Origin of the sequence: Nereida sp. (genome assembly GCF_965655635.1) — a bacterium.
Lineage (GTDB): Bacteria > Pseudomonadota > Alphaproteobacteria > Rhodobacterales > Rhodobacteraceae > Nereida.
The window spans coordinates 43000-59425 of the sequence record NZ_CBFHHE010000009.1 but is presented as its reverse complement, the minus strand read 5'-3'; the positions used below and the strand labels follow the sequence as shown (position 1 = coordinate 59425).

Sequence of the window (16426 nt, the reverse complement as noted above, 5' to 3'; positions counted from 1 at the left end):
ACTTTGCCTTCTGGCTTGAACGACAGACAGCGCACGGCGCGCCAGTCTTCAATCTGGCTCCACCACGTGGTGAGCGCTTCTTTGTTTGTCTGGCGACCCTTTGATTTCCAAACGTTCAGCAGGTCCTCAAGCACATGGGCCACATCACCAAGGATCGGCATATCCACATGGATGACTTTGTTGATAGATGAGGCGTCGATATCGATGTGCGCCTTTTTTGAGTCAGGCGAGAACGCATCGAGGCGGCCCGTGATCCGGTCATCAAAACGTGCGCCGATGTTGATCATCAGATCGCAATCATGCATCGCCATGTTTGCTTCATAAAGCCCGTGCATGCCCAACATGCCCAGCCAGTTGTCACCAGACGCAGGGTAGCAGCCCAAGCCCATGAGGGTTGAGGTGATGGGGAAGTTTGTTGCCGCCACCAATTCGCGCAAAAGCTGTGATGCCGCGGGGCCAGAGTTGATGACGCCGCCACCGGAATAGATGATCGGGCGCTTGGCCTTGGCCATAGCGTCAGCCAATTCTTCAATGGTGGCCATGTCGCCTTTTACTTGGGGCTGGTAGTGCGACTTGGTGGGGGCGGCAGCCTGATACTCGCCCTTGGCGAATTGGACGTCTTTGGGAATGTCCACAAGCACAGGGCCTGGACGGCCAGATGTGGCAACGTGAAACGCCTCGTGGATTGTACCAGCAAGCTCATCGGTGTCTTTCACAAGCCAGTTGTGTTTCGTGCAGGGGCGCGTGATGCCAACGGTGTCGGCTTCCTGAAATGCGTCAGAGCCGATCATGAATGTCGGCACCTGACCGGACAAAACGATCATTGGGATGCTGTCCAAAAGCGCATCCGTAAGGCCTGTCACCGCGTTTGTGGCGCCTGGACCAGACGTCACCAAAACGACACCGGGTTTGCCTGTCGCGCGGGCATAGCCTTCGGCGGCATGGGTCGCGCCTTGCTCGTGGCGGACCAAAATGTGGTTGATGTCGCTTTGTTGAAAAATCTCGTCATAGATCGGCAGCACCGCGCCACCGGGGTAGCCGAAAATCGTGTCGACGCCTTGTTCTTTAAGGGCTTGGATAACAATTTGGGCGCCTGTCATGGGTGCGGGCATCTTGGTCTCTCCGGTTTTCAAAGTTTGCGCGGCTGGTTCCGCGTCAAATCAATAGCTAGCTCGTTTCAGGTTCAGAAAAGAAAAGGTGACATAAAAAAACCCCCGATTGTGTCGGGGGCGCATGGTTTCAAAACTGGATGATCTTACGATCCCATGCGCATCTTTCGACAAATCACGACGACGTCTTTCATAGTCCGCCCTTTCTTAACAACTGCGAGGGACGTTATGGCGGGCGTTCGGGGGCGTCAACAGCCGGACAGCAGTTTTTTGGCTGTTTTGGATAATTAAATAGCGATTTTAGTGATGATTTTTGAAACTATCGAAAAGTATAGGAGTGTTTTTCGGCATTTTATTGGAGGCTGGCCTGCAAATTAGCCCCTGTGCCCTGCAAAACTCCGTGCTCAAGCGCGTAGCGGGTCAGCCCCGCGGTCGATGAAATACCCAGTTTGCGTTTGATGTTCTTGCGGTGCGTCTCAACAGTACGCACAGAAATATCCAGCACAGCTGCTACGTCTTTGTTGGATTTACCGCCGGCAAGTTGCAGCAAAATAGTCTGCTCGCGCTCGGTCAGGATTTCGCGCCCGCCCGCAACCGCGTTCCCAAGCGTGGTGACAATCGTGCCGAACCTGATTGGTAACTGATTAAATCAGACCTGAAAAAGACAATGGCCCTGCAGGAAACTGTGGGGCCGTTTTCATTTTGTTGAGAGGATGGGAGCTGATTAGGGCGCCTTAATCAGCCGCCTTCATACCGCAGACTACACTTTTGAAGACAGCGTATCAGGCAGCGAGATATTCGCGACTTGTTCGGCGATCGGATCAATGGACAGCGGGTGCGTCTCTTGCTCAAAATCGGCCACGTTGTTCATGGGTTCCCACGCGCCACCACGGTAGACCTCAAGGCCCGAGAACTTCGCCTTGTAATCCATTTTGGGTGATCCAGGCACCCAATACCCAAGATAGACGTATGGTAGGCCTGTTTCCCGCGCGATCTCGATATGATCAAGGATAATATGCATTCCGGGCGAGCTTGGCGCCGCATCAGGCGCAAAGAACGAATAAACCATGCTCAGCCCGTCATCGAGCAGATCGGTCAGGCAAACGGCGGTCAAAACCTCGTCGCGGGTGTATTCGATCACGCGGCTGCGCACAGGCGTTTCTTCGACCATGGCGGCGAACTCGAATATATCCATATCAGCCATACCGCCATTTGCGTGCCGCGTATCCAGATACGCGCGGAACAGGGCAAATTGCTCTTCAGTAGCCCAAGGGCTTGTTACGCGGCGGCGCATGTCTTTGTTGCGGCTCATCACGCGTTTCTGGCTTTTGCTCGGCTTAAAATCAGCCACTTTAATGCGCGCGGACAAACACGCAGTACAATCGGCGCATGATGGCCGGTAAAGTACATTTTGTGAGCGGCGAAAACCTTGCTTGGACAGCCCGTCATTCAGCTTTTCAGCGCTTTCACCTTGCAATGCGGTAAACAGTTTACGCTCCATCCGACCCTCAAGATAAGGGCAGGGCTGCGGTGCGGTCACATAAAACTGTGGTGCAATTGGCAGTGTGTGGCGCATTAATAATCCAATTCTTGAATACACAAACCCTAGCAAGCGAAAACAGTCTCGCCAACCCCTGTCTGCGTGGTGCGTTAACGCGAATGTGCAGCGTGGTTAATGGCCACGGTCCCCAGCAGATGGTCAGTCGCCCCTTGGCGCTTTTCGCTGATCAACATCAAGATGATAGAGATCAACTGCAACACCGGCACCCCGAATGAGATGACATATCCCAATGTGTGCAAAAACGCGGTCCCTACATCAAACTTGGTGCCCTTGGCGGTGCGAAATTCAATTGCCACAACACCCATGCCCACCGTGGCGGACCGGCGCGCCAATGTGACAACGCGGTAGATAAAGCTGACAGAAAAGAAGACTGCAAAGAAGATGAAAAAGCCAACCCCAAGCGTAAGCAGGCAAAGCGCGATCGATATGGCCGCGATGATGAGCGTATCAATCCCCCAGGCCAACAAACGTTTCATCGGTACATCGGCGTAGAACTCTGCTTGATCTACTGGATCGGGAAGGGCGCTGTGCATAGGCAGATATCCGTGCGGTTTCACTTGTTATAAGCAGTTATGTGGTTGTTTGGAGCCCTTCGATCAAGGGCACCCGCTCTTTTTGACCAATTGTTGTCCTTGACCAATCACGGCCCCCGTATCACGTTGATTTACATGAAGTTTACAGATGCCATCACTCGTATGCCGCGCGCCTTTGACCTCGATCGCGGGGCCGAACGCGCTGTCCTGTTCGATGGCCCGTTGGCGAATGTGGTCGCCGGTGCTGCGGGATGCAGCCCATACCTAAGTGGGCTGATCGGCAAGCATCATGAGTGGCTACAGAGCGCTTTTGCAGACCCTGAGGACGCTTTGCGTGCCGAATTGGCGGCAGTGGCGGGCTATGCCTCAAACGTGACACTGAGCGAGCTAAGCCCGTCTTTGCGCCGGTCCAAAGGACGGATTGCCTTGCTCACGGCACTTGCGGATCTTGCCGGTGTCTGGCCGCTGGAAAATGTTACAACCGCGTTGACCCAGCTTGCGGACGCAGCACTTCAAACGGCCCTTGATGCAGAGTTCGCGGCCCGTTTCAAAAGGGGGCATTTGCCGTGGTTGACCGAAGATGATCTTGCCACAAACGGTGGCTTGGTTGTGCTCGCCATGGGTAAGATGGGCGCGTTTGAATTGAATTATTCAAGCGACATTGACCTAATTTGCCTCTTTGATGACAGCCGCTATGCCCGTGATGATGTGGCCGATGTGCGCCACGCATTTGTGCAGATTATTCGTGCAATGACCAAAACGATCAGCGCCCATACCCGCGATGGTTACGTCTTTCGAATGGACCTGAGGTTGCGCCCTGATGCTGCGGTGACGCCTGTGTGCATGTCGATGTCTGCAGCCGAGCTTTACTACGAGGCTGAGGGCCGCACATGGGAGCGCGCGGCCCACATCAAGGCGCGTGTTTGCGCGGGCGATCACAACGCCGGAGAGACCTATCTTGAGCGTCTTCGACCTTTCATCTGGCGAAAGCATCTGGATTTTGCAGCAATTAAGGACGCGCATGATATGCGCCTCAAAATTTGGGCACATAAGGGGCTGGCAGGGGCTATTTCATTGCCCGAGCATAACGTGAAACTGGGCCGTGGCGGTATTCGTGAGATTGAGTTCTTTACCCAAACACTGCAGTTGATTGCAGGCGGGCGCGACCCTGATTTGCGTGTGCGTGGAACCTGTGCAGGGCTTGATGCTATTTCTTCAAAAGGTTGGATAAGCAATGAGTTGGCGGGCGATTTTAAAGTAAAATACCGCGCCCTTCGCGATATCGAACATCGCTTGCAAATGATTGCTGACGCGCAAACCCACGTATTGCCCCGCGATGAAGAAGGCTTCAGCCGGCTTGCCGCAATGATGGGTGAGGACATGGTAGCCCTCAAGCAACGATTGCAGGGCTTATTTGAGAGCGTTCACAGCCGTACGGAGGCGTTCTTTGCGCCAGAAGCACCTGCCGATGATGGTGCTATCGCCAGTATCAACACGACTGATCAGGAAGGCGATACAGCTCCAATTCCGAACGATTTTGGCCAGGAAATAATTGCCCGTTGGCCCAGCTACCCCGCTATGCGTTCTGCCCGCGCCACGGAAATTTTCAATCGTCTGCGCCCGTCCATTGTGGCTAAATTAGTCCAAGCCGCACGCCCCGAAGAAGCGCTTGCGCATTTCGATGGGTTCTTGCGCGGCCTGCCGGCAGGTGTGCAGGTATTTTCTCTTTTTGAGGCCAATGCCCCGCTGGTGGATTTGCTGCTTGAGATTTGCGCGACGTCACCTGCGCTCGCGGCCTATCTTGGTCGTAATTCCAACGTACTGGACGCGGTCATTGCGGGTGATTTCTTTGCGCCGTTCCCAAGTGACGCGCAGCTAGGTGACATAGTTTCTGACGCTCTTACGGCTTGTGCGGATTATGAGGCGGTGCTGGATACGGCGCGACGGATTAAGAAAGAATGGCACTTTAGGATCGGTGTGCATCATCTGCGCGGTGTGATCGATGCGCAAACGGCCGGTGCGCAATATGCGTCCCTTGCCAAGGCTTTGGTTGGCGCGCTTTGGCCGCGGGTCACGGCTGAGTTCGCGTCAAAGCATGGCGCGCCGATGGGGCGCGGAGCTGTTCCAATTGCGATGGGCTCTCTGGCCGCGGGGCAGTTAAACGCGGGCTCGGATCTAGATTTGATTTTGATTTATGATGCGGACCCTGACGCCATCTCTGACGGTCCAAGGCCGCTGCAGACGCGGACATATTTTGCCCGCCTGACCCAAGCGCTGATTACTGCGTTGACGGCGCAATTGCCGGAAGGGCGGCTTTATGAGGTTGATATGCGGCTGCGTCCTTCGGGGCGGCAGGGGCCTGTGGCAAGTGGTTGGGCGTCTTATGCGAGCTACCAGAAAGAAGAAGCTTGGACGTGGGAGCATCTTGCCCTGACGCGCGCACAGGGGCTTGGTGAAGGGGCGCTTGCGCAGGATTGGAATGCTTTGCGCGATGATATTTTGCGGGACACGCAAAAAGATGTGCTGGGTGATACTAGTGATATGCGGGCGCGTTTGGCAGGGGCGAAACCTGGGAGTGATCCTTGGGACGTCAAGAACCGTGCAGGCGGTGTGCAAGATATCGAACTCTTCGCCCAAGCCAGTGCGCTGAAAGCGGGGCTTGATGACGTACCTCGCGATACGTTGGCGCAACTGGCGACAACAGTCGCAAACGGATGGTTGAATGACGCGGACGCGCGCGCCATCACCGCAGCTTATAAGACCCTATGGGCCGTGAAAGCGATGCAGGCTGAATTGAGCCTTGGGCCGTTTGACGCAGCAAAAGTCGGGACGGGCGCGGTTGGCGTTCTAAATGGTATTTTGGGCGCGGGCTCTGAGAACGACGCGCTGGCAAAAGTGGCTGAGGCACGGCAAGCGGCGCGTGCATGTATCGAACGGATTATGCCCATTGGGGGCTCAAAAGATGGGGCAGGCGGCAATGATTGACTTCAAGTTTTTGGACCCACGCGGATTGATCCAAGAAAGCTATAAAATCGATGGGATCAGCGCGCCTGAGTGCCGTTCGATCTTTCTGGACTGGGCTCTTGGGCTGCCTGCGGGCGTTGCGATGCAAGATTATATCAAGCCGCTTATTGACCACTACGGGAAGTCGAACGGGGATCATCCGATGACACAGACGCTGCGCCAGGGCCTAAAAACAGCCCCCGCCACAGGACGGCGGGGCGGGCGTGCCGCGCGTGTAGCTGAATAAACAGCCAAGTGATTACCGTGTAAGTGCTGCGGCTTCGCGCGCCAACTCTTCAATCGCGGCCCAGTCTTTTGCGGCGATGAGATTTGCAGGGCAGACCCAGCTTCCGCCGACGCAAAGCGTGTTTGACAGCCCAAGGTATGTTGGGGCGTTTTCCGGTGTGACACCACCCGTTGGGCAAAATGAGACCTGTGACAAAGGCGCGCCAATCGCTTTGAGTGCGGGAGCGCCGCCATTTGCCTCGGCAGGGAAGAATTTCTGAACGGAATAGCCAATTTCGAGCAGCGCCATGGCCTCGGAAGCTGTGGAGGCACCGGGCAACAGCGGCAGGGCAGAGATTGCGCAGGCCTCAAGCAATTTTGGCGTGGCGCCGGGCGAGACACCGAACTGTGCGCCGGCTTCTTTTGCGGCTTCTACGTCTGTTGGCGTCAAAAGGGTTCCTGCGCCAACTGTGCCGCCTTCAACTTTGGCCATCTCGCGGATCGCATCGAGGGCTGCGGGTGTTCGCAAAGTCACTTCAAGTGCGGGTAATCCGCCGGCCACAAGTGCTTCGGCTAAAGGACGCGCGATTGCGGCGTCGTGGATGACGAGCACGGGCACAACCGGTGCCAGTTCACAAATTGCGCGGGTGTGGTGGCTGGCGTCGAGTGGGCTCATCATGGTGGTATCCTCTTCGGGGTATTTGCTGCCGGAAAGTGACGTGGGTGCCTCCGGCGGCGATGTTGCTAAACAAAAGAATTGAAACAGTAAATTAACTTAAGCTTTGTTTTCGGGAGTGGCAGTACAGGCGGGGACGCCGATGGCTGTAACAAAAGAAGGCCCCACAGGACTTTTGCGCGCATGCGTATCTGTCTCGGGGGCTGATCTTCTTTTGTACATAAATATCCAAATCCCGTGTTTACACAACGACGCCAGCGCCAGAACTGGCAGGGCCTACATTTGCACGAAACACTTCAAACATCTCGCGGCCAACGCCAAATGTGTTGCCTTCAAGGTTTGGTGTGGCTGCTGCGCGCGCGTCAACACCCTCGGTCAGCACATCTAGGGTCCCGTTTTGTGCATCGACCCGAACGATATCGCCGTCCTGCAGTTTTGATAAAAGACCACCGTGAAGCGCTTCGGGCGCTACGTGGATCGCCGATGGGACTTTGCCTGATGCGCCGGACATCCGGCCATCTGTAACAAGCGCTACTTTAAGGCCACGGTCCTGCAACACTGCCAACGTGGGGGTGAGCGAGTGTAATTCGGGCATGCCATTTGCGGCGGGACCTTGGAAGCGCACAACGACGATGGTGTCTGATGTGAACTCGCCCTTTTGAAACGCAGTTTTTACGTCATGCTGATCTTCGAAAACACGGATGGGGGCTTCGACAATTTGACGTTCGGGTGCGACGGCGCTGACTTTCATCATGCCGTGCCCAAGGTTGCCCCGCAGCTGTTTTACGCCGCCTTCAGGTTGAAATGGGTTTGAGACAGGGCGGAGAATTTTCTCGTTTTCACTTTGTGCAGAGCCTTCGCGGTACTCAAGTTTGCCGTCCTGCAAAACAGGCTCTTGTGTGTAACGTGATAAGCCTTTGCCGACGATTGTATCCACATCGTCGTGCAGTAGGCCTGCGTTCAACAGTTCACCGATCATGTAGCCAAGCCCACCTGCAGCGTGGAAATGGTTCACATCCGCGAGGCCGTTGGGGTATACTTTCGCCATCAATGGCACCAACGCTGAGATATCCGCAAAGTCCTCAAGCGTAAGTTCAACGCCCGCCGCGCGCGCCATTGCAGGCAAGTGCAGCACAAGGTTTGTTGAACCCCCCGTGGCCATCAGACCGACGATGCCATTCACAAACGCTTTTTCTGAGAGCACATCGCATGCGGGGGTGTAATTGTCGCCAAGTCCAGTGATGCCGAGGGTCGTTTTCGTAGCATGTTCCGTAAGGGCGGCGCGAAGTGGGGTGTTGGGGTTCACAAAGGACGCGCCGGGCAAGTGCAGTCCCATGAATTCCATCAACATTTGATTGGAATTCGCTGTTCCATAAAACGTGCAGGTGCCCGGGCCGTGGTAGCTTGCCATTTCGGCGGCCATCAACTGGCTGCGGTCAATGTCGCCGGTTGCGAACTGTTGGCGCACGCGGGCTTTTTCGTCATTGGGCAAGCCACTGGTCATTGGGCCTGCAGGCACAAAGACCGACGGGATATAGCCGAATGTACCCGCAGCAATGATAAGACCTGGCACGATTTTATCACATACACCCAAATACATCGCCGCATCAAAAGTGTTGTGCGACAGGCCAACGCCTGCGGCCAGCGCGATCACATCACGTGAAAACAGCGACAACTCCATGCCAACTTGGCCTTGGGTCACACCATCACACATGGCCGGAACGCCGCCCGCAACTTGGGCAGTGCCGCCGTGGTTGGCCGCGGCCGCTTTGATCAGATCAGGAAAATCTTTGAACGGCTGGTGGGCCGAAAGCATGTCATTGTAGGCAGTGATGATGCCAATGTTGGGTGACTGCTCATCAAGCAGGCGGTCTTTGGCGTCACCCATCGCCGCATAGGCATGGGCTTGGTTGCCACAGCTTAGGTGGCCGCGCTTTGGGCCAATGTCTGCGGCTTTGCGCATACGCTCAAGATATGTCCCGCGCCGCTTTCCTGATCGGGCAATGATGCGGTCTGTCACGGCTTTGAGGGTGGGGTTTAGCGACATGTGGCAGGCTCCATCGGCTTTGACGTCTGATATTCACCCGCGTTCTAGCGATGTTTGCGCTAACAAGTCCAGCAGTTTAAGTATCTGGGACACAGTTTGCCGCAGTTTGCTATGATGCTTGGCCAATTCAATCGTGTGCTTTAAGGGGGATATCATGACACAAACCACCACAGATGTGCCCGCTTCACCCAGGGATCTTCCCGTAGTTCGACTGAAACCAAAATCTGACGCCCGTGCCATCAGGTTCGGCGCGCCGTGGGTCTATGCAGAGGATTTGGTGACGGATCGCCGCACCAAAGGCCTAAGCGCTGGCAGCTTGGCGATTTTGGAAGACACAGACCGCAAGCCATTGGGCCTTGTGGGGGTCACACCCGACAGTCAGATCATTGCGCGCATGCTTGACCGCGATGTGACTGCAACGATTGATCAGGCGTGGTTTGAGACGCGGTTGCGGACGGCGTTCGAGCACCGTGAGCGGATGTTTGAGGCGCCGTTTTACAGGCTGATCCACGCAGAGGCTGATGGACTGCCCGGTGTCATCATTGACCGGTTTGGTGATGTAGCAGTGGTGCAACCCAACGCCGCTTGGGCCGATGCGCGGATTGGGCAGCTATCGGCCGCGCTGCAATCGGTGACGGGTGTAAGCTGTGTGATCAAAAACGCCTCGGGCCGTGCGCGCGGGCTTGAAGGGCTTGATGATGTGTCCGAGGTTCTTGCAGGCACAGCGCCGGACGCGCCATTGGAAGTGCCGATGAACGGTGCCATCTATCTGGCGGACGTTATGGGCGGTCAAAAAACCGGTCTGTTTTTTGACCAACGGCCAAACCACGCGGTAACGGCACGGCTGTCGAAAGATGCACGGGTGTTGGATGTGTTTTCCCACGTTGGCGGCTTTGGGCTGGCGGCATTGGCGGCGGGTGCGCAGAGCGCCACATGCGTTGATGGTGCACAGCCTGCGCTTGATCTGGCCCAAGGCGGTGCGGATGCCATGGGCATGGGCGACAAGCTCAGTACGCGCAAAGGGGATGCATTTGCCGTTCTTGAGGCGCTTAACGAAGAAGGTGCGAAGTTCGACGTGGTGGTTTGTGATCCACCCGCATTTGCGCCGTCGAAAAAATCGCTCGACCGTGGATTGCGCGCCTATGAGCGTGTGGCAAAACTGGCGGCACCGCTGGTGGCCGAGGGCGGATATCTTGTGCTGTGTTCGTGCTCGCATGCAGCTGACGTGCATAAATTTGCGCGCTCATCAGCGCGGGGGATCGGGCGCGCAGGGCGCCGCGCCCAGCACATTCACACAGGGTTTGCAGGACCAGATCATCCGTTGATGCCGCAGCTTTCGGAAAGCGGATATCTGAAGGCACTGTTTTATCGGTTGCTGCCGTGAAAGCGCTGATTGACGCCTGCGTTCTTTACCCAACGGTGATGCGTGAGGTGGTGATTGGTGCCGCCCGTGCAGGGCTGTTTGAGCCGCAGTGGTCTGAACGGCTGTTAGAGGAATGGGCCCGCGCTGCGGCGCGCCATGGGCCAAGTGACGAGGTCGCTGCGCGGTCTGAAGCGGTGATGCTCAATGCGCATTTCACAAGCGCCCAGATACGGCCCAAAGACGGTGATTTGGCGCGGCTTTGGTTGCCTGACCAGAACGATATTCATGTGTTGGCAGCGGCGATCGCAGGCTCGTCCGATGTGATTATTACCAACAACGCAAAAGATTTCCCGCGCAATATTCTGGCCGAAGAAGGTGTTTCGCGCGCAGACCCTGATCAATTCTTATTGGGGTTGTGGCATGCCAATCCCGAGGTCATGGCCCGCGTCGTTGAAGGGGTACGCGCCCAAGCAGAAAAGATGTCAGGCAGTACATGGACAACGCGGGGGCTGTTGAAAAAAGCGCGTCTGCCACGGTTGGGCAAAGCGCTTCAGTCCTAAGGGTTCTGCTGCCTGATCGGGCGTTACTTTTGCACCGCATCCCATTTGGCGACATTGGCCTCAATCGCCTTGATCCGTTCTTCGGTTTTGGGGTGGCTAAGCAACCACGCAGGGCTGCCGCCGCGTGCGCCCGTTAGTTTTTCAAGCTTCGTGAAAAGCGTCTTTTGCGGTTCAACCCCGATGCCGGATTTATGCAACAACGCTGAGGCATATGCGTCCGCTTCATATTCATCGGTTCGTGAAAGCCGTGCTGCGATCAGCGATGTTAGCATGCCCGCAATCCACGGGCCAACGCCCGGAATGAAGCGCCCCAAAACCATAGCCAGTGCGGTGCGCAGCGCATTTTGGCCTGAGAAATCAATCATTCTGCGGCGCGAGTGACCCAAGGCGACGTGCCCCAATTCATGGGCGATGACTGATGCCATTTCCGCGCCTGTGACCTCGCCGGCCTGAAACTTCTGATAAAATCCGCGCGTTATGAAAATACGCCCGTCAGGTGCGGCTAGTCCGTTGACGGGCTCGATCTCATAGATGTGCACGCGGATGCGCGGGATATCGAGCGCCTTGGCCATTGCCGCTGTGTGGGTTGTCAAAATCGGATCAGCAAGCTCTGTGCTGTTGCGGTCAAGCTCGCGGGCTGTGCGCCACGCAGAAAAGCGCACCATGACATAGCCATAGGCAAGCGCCAGAAGGATGGGGGCAAATTTCAACATGCTCTTTATATGGGGCAGTGTGGACGGGCTTGCCAGTGTTTGGTGCAAACTTCTGTGTGTCAATAAAAAACGCCCTTGCTAAAGGTGCCAAAGCCAAAGGCTGGCCTTTCAACAAGGGCGCGGTAACGGCGATACTTTTCGCGACGGCGCAACAGTTTTAACCGCACGTTCCGTCTGAGAGGACGTTAGAACCGCCGTTGATCAAACAGGTGCTCACCTACTTTTGCTTCGCGGGCCGAGACTGTCAGCACAAATGCTTGGGCAGGGTCGGCTGTCTTGGCGTTTGATTCGCGCAGGATATGCGTCAGTTGCGCTGTGTTATTATCGGCTTTGGCTTGTACGATTTGCATCAACACAGCCTTTGGATAAACGCTGGGCTCAACGTCTGCGGAACGCGCAGCTGATCTGCACTGGCGACGGTTGTGGCGCCAAGGGACGCGCCTAACCCGAGCAACAGTGCAAGAGCTGCGGTTTTGAATGAGTGACCGTTGAGAAGGGTCTGTGAACGTGTCATCGTGAGGTCCTCCTTTTACATTTGTTGGGCCAACCCCGGCCCTGTCAGATGACAGGCGGGGTGGTCTTCCGTGTGAACCTGCAACAGCATAGGTGCTGCAAAACGGGTCCCGTCACCCTGCGCCATGACCTTGTGATCCGTGCACGGCTGCACATCATAGTTTTGTGTGGGAAGTGGCGGTAAGGCGCGTTGATTGTTACGAAAAAACGCCGCGAAGGCTTAGCCAAGCAGCTTCATACCGCGCGTCAGCCCTTCGGGGGTCATCGGCACCATTTGGTTTTCGAATATCTCGCGGATCATCCCGATGGATTGGGTATAATCCCAATACGCTTCGGGCACAGGATTGATCCAAATATGATCGGCCCATTGCGCGCGGGCACGGTTGAGCCACGTGTGACCGGCCTCAGCGTTCCAATATTCATTCGCGCCGCCGATATAGGCGATCTCATAGGGAGACATGCTGGCATCGCCGACGAAGATGCATTTGTAGTCGGGTCCATATGTGCGCAGTATTTCTGCCGTTGGAATTTTGTCGTCCCACCGGCGCGCGTTGTCGCGCCAAACGCTTTCGTAAAGACAGTTGTGGAAGTAAAAGTGTTCAAGCTGTTTGAATTCGGATTTTGCAGCACTGAACAGCTCTTCTACCACTTTGATATGGGCGTCCATTGATCCGCCAACATCAAAGAACAGCAATACTTTGACGGCGTTGCGCCGCTCGGGGCGGGTTTTGACATCAAGGTAGCCGGCATTGGCCGTTGCGTTGACAGTACCGTCCAGATCAAACTCTTCCCTTGCGCCATCACGCGCCCACCGTCTTAGCCGTTTGAGGGCGACTTTGATATTGCGGGTGCCCAATTCGACACTGTCGTCGAGGTTGCGAAATGTGCGCTTGTCCCAGACTTTGACTGCACGTTGGTGGCGGCTTTCGTTTTGCCCGATGCGTACACCTTCGGGGTTGTAGCCATGCGCACCAAATGGCGAGATGCCCGCGGTGCCGATCCACTTGCTGCCCCCTTGGTGGCGGCCTTTTTGTTCTTCAAGGCGCTTTTTCAGCGTGTCCATCAACGCCTCAAACCCGCCAAGTGCCTCAATCTGTGCGCGTTCTTCGGGGCTAAGGTGCTTTTCGGCCATCTTACGCAGCCATTCGTCCGGTATATCAACCGCGTTCAGCACGTCTTGGGCACTGATCTCATCAAGGCCGGAAAAGCTGGCGGCGAAGGCGCGGTCGAATTTGTCCAGATGCCGTTCGTCTTTGACCAAGGTAAGCCGCGCCAGATAGTAAAACCCGTCCGCATCATATGTGGCAAGACCCGCTGCCATACCGTCTAGAAACGCCAAAAACTCGCGCAGGGTCGCAGGGACCCCGTGACGTCTTAGGTTTTCGAAAAACGGCAGAAACATCAGCGCGCGGCGAGCGTTCCGCCCACGGTCATGATGATAAATGCAATGACGCCCCACACGAAAAAGTAGTGCACCATGTCTTTGCGCGCACCACCGCGCAGTTTGGCAATGATCGCGCCAAATATGCCGCCAACGATGAATGCCAAAAGCATAAGAAGGGGGAATGAGATCATCGGGAATTATCCTCCGCTGCGCCAAATCTGTGGAGAGAGCGAGGCGATCTCTTTGAGGCGCGCGCTCACTTCTTTCTCTGTGCCGAACCCGTACCGCGCCCACCCCAAACTGTCCACCCTGACAAGCTGTGCAGCCGACGCACGGCCTTGCTGACTTAGGCCTTCAGCCTTCAACATCATGAGTGTCGCCAAAAGTGCCGCGTTTTCAGAGGTTTGCGCAGCGTTTAAGTGACGGTCAACCCACGCTACGGCGGCTTCACCGTCCCCTTGGGTGAGCGAAAACGCGGCCATGTGGACGCCAACATGGGCGCGTTGTAGTGCCGCATCAGGGAGGGTGGCATAGATCGCATCCGCTTGGCGGAAGTGGCTGAATGCGCGGGCATTGTCACTGCCCATGTGCAGCCTGCCTTTGATGAAATGGCCCAAGGCACTGCGGGCATCGGTCCAACCTTCTGCTTGGGCAATGCGCATGGCTTCATTGATGGATTTGATACGCGTGGGGACGCTGCTGCGCCGCGACAGAGCAGTGGTGACTGCGTCGCTCCATGTGCGCGGTGTTGATGTTCGTTGGCGGTTGCCAATGCCTTGCCCGCGCGGGTTGAGGCTAGCCAGAATAGCGGGCAGTCGTGCGCGCACTTGGGCGGCGCTCATGCCGCTGCGCAGTTCGGGCGCATAGGTGGCGCGCAGGATCAGCATGTCAAAACCGGTCAAAACCGTATGAAAGTTGTCATCGTTAAAAGTGCTGTCTGAAAGGCGATAAAGGTCATTTAGCGGGCCAAGGCCTTGGGCCACTTCTTCATTCAGACAATCGCGCATTTCTTGGGGGCTTGTGCCTGATGGCAAAAAGACCGCAATGCGCGAACGGGTCTGTAGTTGCGTCCAATCAAGCGCGTGACTGCGGCGCGCCTTTTTATAGGCGTCCCACGTTGCAACGCCCGGTACCACAAAGCATGCAGCATTTGGCACAAGGCTTTTCCGCTGGCGGGCAGGGATGATTTCGATGTTGATCTGCGCGCTGTCTGTGTCAGTGCGGCTAATCGGGATGCCAGCCTCATTGCGCAAGCGGCGCAGCAATGTCTCAAGATCCCGGGTGATGGTAGCGGGCAGATTGTCGCCGGACAGGCGCACCTCAATTGGGCCCTCAAACCGGGTGAAAACCGGCACATTGCGGCCACTTTCAAGCCGGAACGTGAGGTCCATGAAATCACGCGCAATCTCGCGGTTTGACCGAACAGGGCGGCGCGGGCGCGGCGTGGCAAAGACCTTAACCGCAGGCATATCCACGGCCGCACGGCTGGTGACTGAATTTGTATTGGTCGGGGCACAAGAACTAAGGGCAAACAAGCCCGCAAACACAATTGACCGCATTCAGGTAACGCCCCGCAACATAACAACTACGATGGGCGAAATGGCCTTGGATTGCGGCAATTCTTGGGTGCGCGCGCGATCATGGCGCGGCAGTTGGGCAAAGATGTCGGCGTTTTGAGGCAGGCCCGCGCGTGACGCTCTGCGCCGTGTCAAATGAAGAGCCACACCGCGCACGATGCTTATCGCCGCCCTGTTTGGCTGCGCGCCATAAACGCGAGCCGTTCGAACAAATGCACGTCTTGTTCGTTTTTCAAAAGCGCGCCGTGAAGTTTTGGCAGCGCATTTGCGCCGTCGCGTTTCAGATCCTGTGCCGTCAGATCTTCGGCTAAGAGCAGCTTCAGCCAATCCAGCACTTCTGAGGTTGATGGCTTTTTCTTCAGCCCATCCGTTTCGCGGATTTCATAAAACTGCGTAAGAGCCGCGTTCAGCAAATCCCCTTTGATGGTAGGGTGATGCACCGCGATGATCTGTTTCAGCGTCTCGGGGTCTGGAAAGCTGATGTAGTGGAAAAAGCAGCGGCGCAAAAACGCGTCAGGCAGTTCTTTTTCGTTGTTTGATGTGATGATGACGATGGGCCGGTGCGTAGCCTGAACGGTTTGGCCAGTCTCATAAACGTGAAAGGCCATTTTATCGAGTTCTTGCAGCAGATCATTGGGGAATTCGATGTCTGCTTTGTCGATCTCATCAATCAACAGCACAACGCGTTCGGGGGCGTCGAAGGCCTCCCAAAGCTTGCCTTTGCGGATGTAATTGCTGACGTCGTTAACCTTCGGATCACCCAACTGGCTATCGCGCAGGCGGCTAACTGCATCGTATTCGTAAAGCCCTTGTTGGGCACGGGTGGTGGATTTGATGTTCCACTCGATGATCGGTGTTTTTAGCGCGCGCGCAACTTGTAAGGCCAGCTCCGTTTTGCCGGTGCCTGGTTCGCCTTTAACCAAAAGGGGACGCTGCAATGTGACCGCCGCATTTACCGCAACGGTCAGGTCGTCCGTGGCCACATAGCCATCGGTGCCTGTAAATTTCATATCTGCCTCATGTATCGCGCGGTTTTCGCGTCGTTGTGGATAACCTATCAGTTTAGTTCATTCAGGCAACAAAAAGGTTGCGCAAACATTCAAATATTAACTTGTTATCAAGGGCTATGATGCAGTTTTTGCCCGAATTCGACCTTGGCAGG

At 56.0% G+C, this 16426-nt stretch carries 17 protein-coding genes and 1 pseudogene; 5 read left to right on the top strand and 13 right to left on the bottom strand.

Annotated features, from left to right (window positions below):
* The 4 genes and pseudogenes from ACTF5M_RS04840 to ACTF5M_RS04825 form a co-directional block, all read right to left on the bottom strand.
* Positions 1-1112 (bottom strand): thiamine pyrophosphate-binding protein (locus ACTF5M_RS04840; RefSeq protein ID WP_438959943.1); only part of this gene is annotated, 1112 nt, incomplete at its 3' end.
* A gap of 349 nt (positions 1113-1461) precedes the next feature.
* Positions 1462-1701, bottom strand: a pseudogene (locus ACTF5M_RS04835) (response regulator transcription factor); the annotation flags it as partial.
* Between the two features lie 168 nt (positions 1702-1869).
* Positions 1870-2685 (bottom strand): arginyltransferase, encoded by an 816-nt coding sequence (locus ACTF5M_RS04830; protein ID WP_438959942.1) that lies wholly within the window; start codon positions 2683-2685, stop codon positions 1870-1872.
* 74 nt (positions 2686-2759) lie between these two features.
* On the bottom strand, positions 2760-3203 hold the full coding sequence (locus tag ACTF5M_RS04825; protein WP_438959941.1) for an RDD family protein: 444 nt from the start codon (positions 3201-3203) through the stop codon (positions 2760-2762).
* Between the two features lie 135 nt (positions 3204-3338).
* On the opposite strand from ACTF5M_RS04825, the gene ACTF5M_RS04820 reads away from it, so the two are divergent.
* Both ACTF5M_RS04820 and ACTF5M_RS04815 read left to right on the top strand, forming a co-directional pair.
* Positions 3339-6188 (top strand): bifunctional [glutamine synthetase] adenylyltransferase/[glutamine synthetase]-adenylyl-L-tyrosine phosphorylase, encoded by a 2850-nt coding sequence (locus ACTF5M_RS04820; RefSeq protein WP_438959940.1) that lies wholly within the window; start codon positions 3339-3341, stop codon positions 6186-6188.
* Positions 6181-6453, top strand: coding sequence for a hypothetical protein (locus ACTF5M_RS04815; protein WP_438959939.1), 273 nt, complete (start codon positions 6181-6183; stop codon positions 6451-6453). The genes ACTF5M_RS04820 and ACTF5M_RS04815 overlap by 8 nt, the downstream gene beginning before the upstream one ends.
* Positions 6454-6465: 12 nt before the next feature.
* Here the strand turns inward: ACTF5M_RS04815 and eda are convergent, their stop codons facing one another.
* Positions 6466-7107, bottom strand: a complete 642-nt coding sequence (gene eda / locus ACTF5M_RS04810; protein ID WP_438959960.1) for a bifunctional 4-hydroxy-2-oxoglutarate aldolase/2-dehydro-3-deoxy-phosphogluconate aldolase — start codon at positions 7105-7107, stop codon at positions 6466-6468.
* Positions 7108-7348: 241 nt separating this feature from the next.
* Complete coding sequence (edd, locus tag ACTF5M_RS04805) at positions 7349-9154, bottom strand: phosphogluconate dehydratase (RefSeq protein WP_438959938.1); 1806 nt, start codon at positions 9152-9154, stop codon at positions 7349-7351.
* Positions 9155-9308: 154 nt separating this feature from the next.
* On the opposite strand from edd, the gene ACTF5M_RS04800 reads away from it, so the two are divergent.
* Positions 9309-10538 carry an RSP_2647 family RNA methyltransferase gene (locus ACTF5M_RS04800; protein ID WP_438959937.1) on the top strand — a complete coding sequence of 410 codons (1230 nt, stop codon included), beginning with the start codon at positions 9309-9311 and terminating at the stop codon, positions 10536-10538.
* Complete coding sequence (locus ACTF5M_RS04795; protein WP_438959936.1) at positions 10535-11077, top strand: RSP_2648 family PIN domain-containing protein; 543 nt, start codon at positions 10535-10537, stop codon at positions 11075-11077. Before ACTF5M_RS04800 ends, ACTF5M_RS04795 begins: the two co-directional genes overlap by 4 nt.
* A gap of 23 nt (positions 11078-11100) precedes the next feature.
* Here ACTF5M_RS04795 and ACTF5M_RS04790 read toward each other — a convergent pair whose 3' ends face one another.
* The 6 genes from ACTF5M_RS04790 to ACTF5M_RS04765 form a co-directional block, all read right to left on the bottom strand.
* Positions 11101-11790: a M48 family metallopeptidase gene (locus ACTF5M_RS04790; protein ID WP_048597367.1), complete on the bottom strand. Its 690-nt coding sequence runs from the start codon at positions 11788-11790 to the stop codon at positions 11101-11103.
* Positions 11791-11975: 185 nt separating this feature from the next.
* Positions 11976-12140 carry a hypothetical protein gene (locus tag ACTF5M_RS04785; RefSeq protein ID WP_438959935.1) on the bottom strand — a complete coding sequence of 55 codons (165 nt, stop codon included), beginning with the start codon at positions 12138-12140 and terminating at the stop codon, positions 11976-11978.
* Positions 12140-12304 (bottom strand): hypothetical protein, encoded by a 165-nt coding sequence (locus tag ACTF5M_RS04780; protein ID WP_438959934.1) that lies wholly within the window; start codon positions 12302-12304, stop codon positions 12140-12142. The genes ACTF5M_RS04785 and ACTF5M_RS04780 overlap by 1 nt, the downstream gene beginning before the upstream one ends.
* 219 nt (positions 12305-12523) lie before the next feature.
* Entirely contained in the window at positions 12524-13705 is a 1182-nt protein-coding gene (locus ACTF5M_RS04775; protein WP_438959933.1) for a vWA domain-containing protein, read from the bottom strand.
* Positions 13705-13878: a hypothetical protein gene (locus ACTF5M_RS04770; protein ID WP_158441636.1), complete on the bottom strand. Its 174-nt coding sequence runs from the start codon at positions 13876-13878 to the stop codon at positions 13705-13707. The genes ACTF5M_RS04775 and ACTF5M_RS04770 overlap by 1 nt, the downstream gene beginning before the upstream one ends.
* Before the next feature lie 6 nt (positions 13879-13884).
* Positions 13885-15078 (bottom strand): DUF2927 domain-containing protein, encoded by a 1194-nt coding sequence (locus tag ACTF5M_RS04765; RefSeq protein ID WP_438959932.1) that lies wholly within the window; start codon positions 15076-15078, stop codon positions 13885-13887.
* Between ACTF5M_RS04765 and ACTF5M_RS04760 the strand changes: the two genes are divergently transcribed.
* On the top strand, positions 15077-15364 hold the full coding sequence (locus ACTF5M_RS04760) for a hypothetical protein (protein ID WP_438959931.1): 288 nt from the start codon (positions 15077-15079) through the stop codon (positions 15362-15364). The genes ACTF5M_RS04765 and ACTF5M_RS04760 overlap by 2 nt on opposite strands.
* A 61-nt stretch (positions 15365-15425) precedes the next feature.
* Here the strand turns inward: ACTF5M_RS04760 and ACTF5M_RS04755 are convergent, their stop codons facing one another.
* The gene (locus ACTF5M_RS04755; RefSeq protein ID WP_438959930.1) at positions 15426-16274 is read right to left on the bottom strand and encodes an AAA family ATPase; all 849 of its coding nucleotides are present in this window, start codon (positions 16272-16274) and stop codon (positions 15426-15428) included.
* Positions 16275-16426: the final 152 nt, after the last annotated feature.

Excerpts from the sequence above, each read along its gene's own strand:
- ACTF5M_RS04830 (WP_438959942.1), bottom strand. The coding sequence starts at position 2,685 with ATGCGCCACACACTGCCAATTGCACCACAGTTTTATGTGACCGCACCG.
- ACTF5M_RS04825 (WP_438959941.1), bottom strand. The coding sequence starts at position 3,203 with ATGCACAGCGCCCTTCCCGATCCAGTAGATCAAGCAGAGTTCTACGCC.
- ACTF5M_RS04820 (WP_438959940.1), top strand. The coding sequence starts at position 3,339 with ATGAAGTTTACAGATGCCATCACTCGTATGCCGCGCGCCTTTGACCTC.
- ACTF5M_RS04815 (WP_438959939.1), top strand. The coding sequence starts at position 6,181 with ATGATTGACTTCAAGTTTTTGGACCCACGCGGATTGATCCAAGAAAGC.
- eda (WP_438959960.1), bottom strand. The coding sequence starts at position 7,107 with ATGAGCCCACTCGACGCCAGCCACCACACCCGCGCAATTTGTGAACTG.
- edd (WP_438959938.1), bottom strand. The coding sequence starts at position 9,154 with ATGTCGCTAAACCCCACCCTCAAAGCCGTGACAGACCGCATCATTGCC.
- ACTF5M_RS04800 (WP_438959937.1), top strand. The coding sequence starts at position 9,309 with ATGACACAAACCACCACAGATGTGCCCGCTTCACCCAGGGATCTTCCC.
- ACTF5M_RS04790 (WP_048597367.1), bottom strand. The coding sequence starts at position 11,790 with ATGTTGAAATTTGCCCCCATCCTTCTGGCGCTTGCCTATGGCTATGTC.
- ACTF5M_RS04785 (WP_438959935.1), bottom strand. The coding sequence starts at position 12,140 with ATGCAAATCGTACAAGCCAAAGCCGATAATAACACAGCGCAACTGACG.
- ACTF5M_RS04780 (WP_438959934.1), bottom strand. The coding sequence starts at position 12,304 with ATGACACGTTCACAGACCCTTCTCAACGGTCACTCATTCAAAACCGCA.
- ACTF5M_RS04775 (WP_438959933.1), bottom strand. The coding sequence starts at position 13,705 with ATGTTTCTGCCGTTTTTCGAAAACCTAAGACGTCACGGGGTCCCTGCG.
- ACTF5M_RS04770 (WP_158441636.1), bottom strand. The coding sequence starts at position 13,878 with ATGATCTCATTCCCCCTTCTTATGCTTTTGGCATTCATCGTTGGCGGC.
- ACTF5M_RS04760 (WP_438959931.1), top strand. The coding sequence starts at position 15,077 with ATGAAATCACGCGCAATCTCGCGGTTTGACCGAACAGGGCGGCGCGGG.
- ACTF5M_RS04765 (WP_438959932.1), bottom strand. The coding sequence starts at position 15,078 with ATGGACCTCACGTTCCGGCTTGAAAGTGGCCGCAATGTGCCGGTTTTC.
- ACTF5M_RS04755 (WP_438959930.1), bottom strand. The coding sequence starts at position 16,274 with ATGAAATTTACAGGCACCGATGGCTATGTGGCCACGGACGACCTGACC.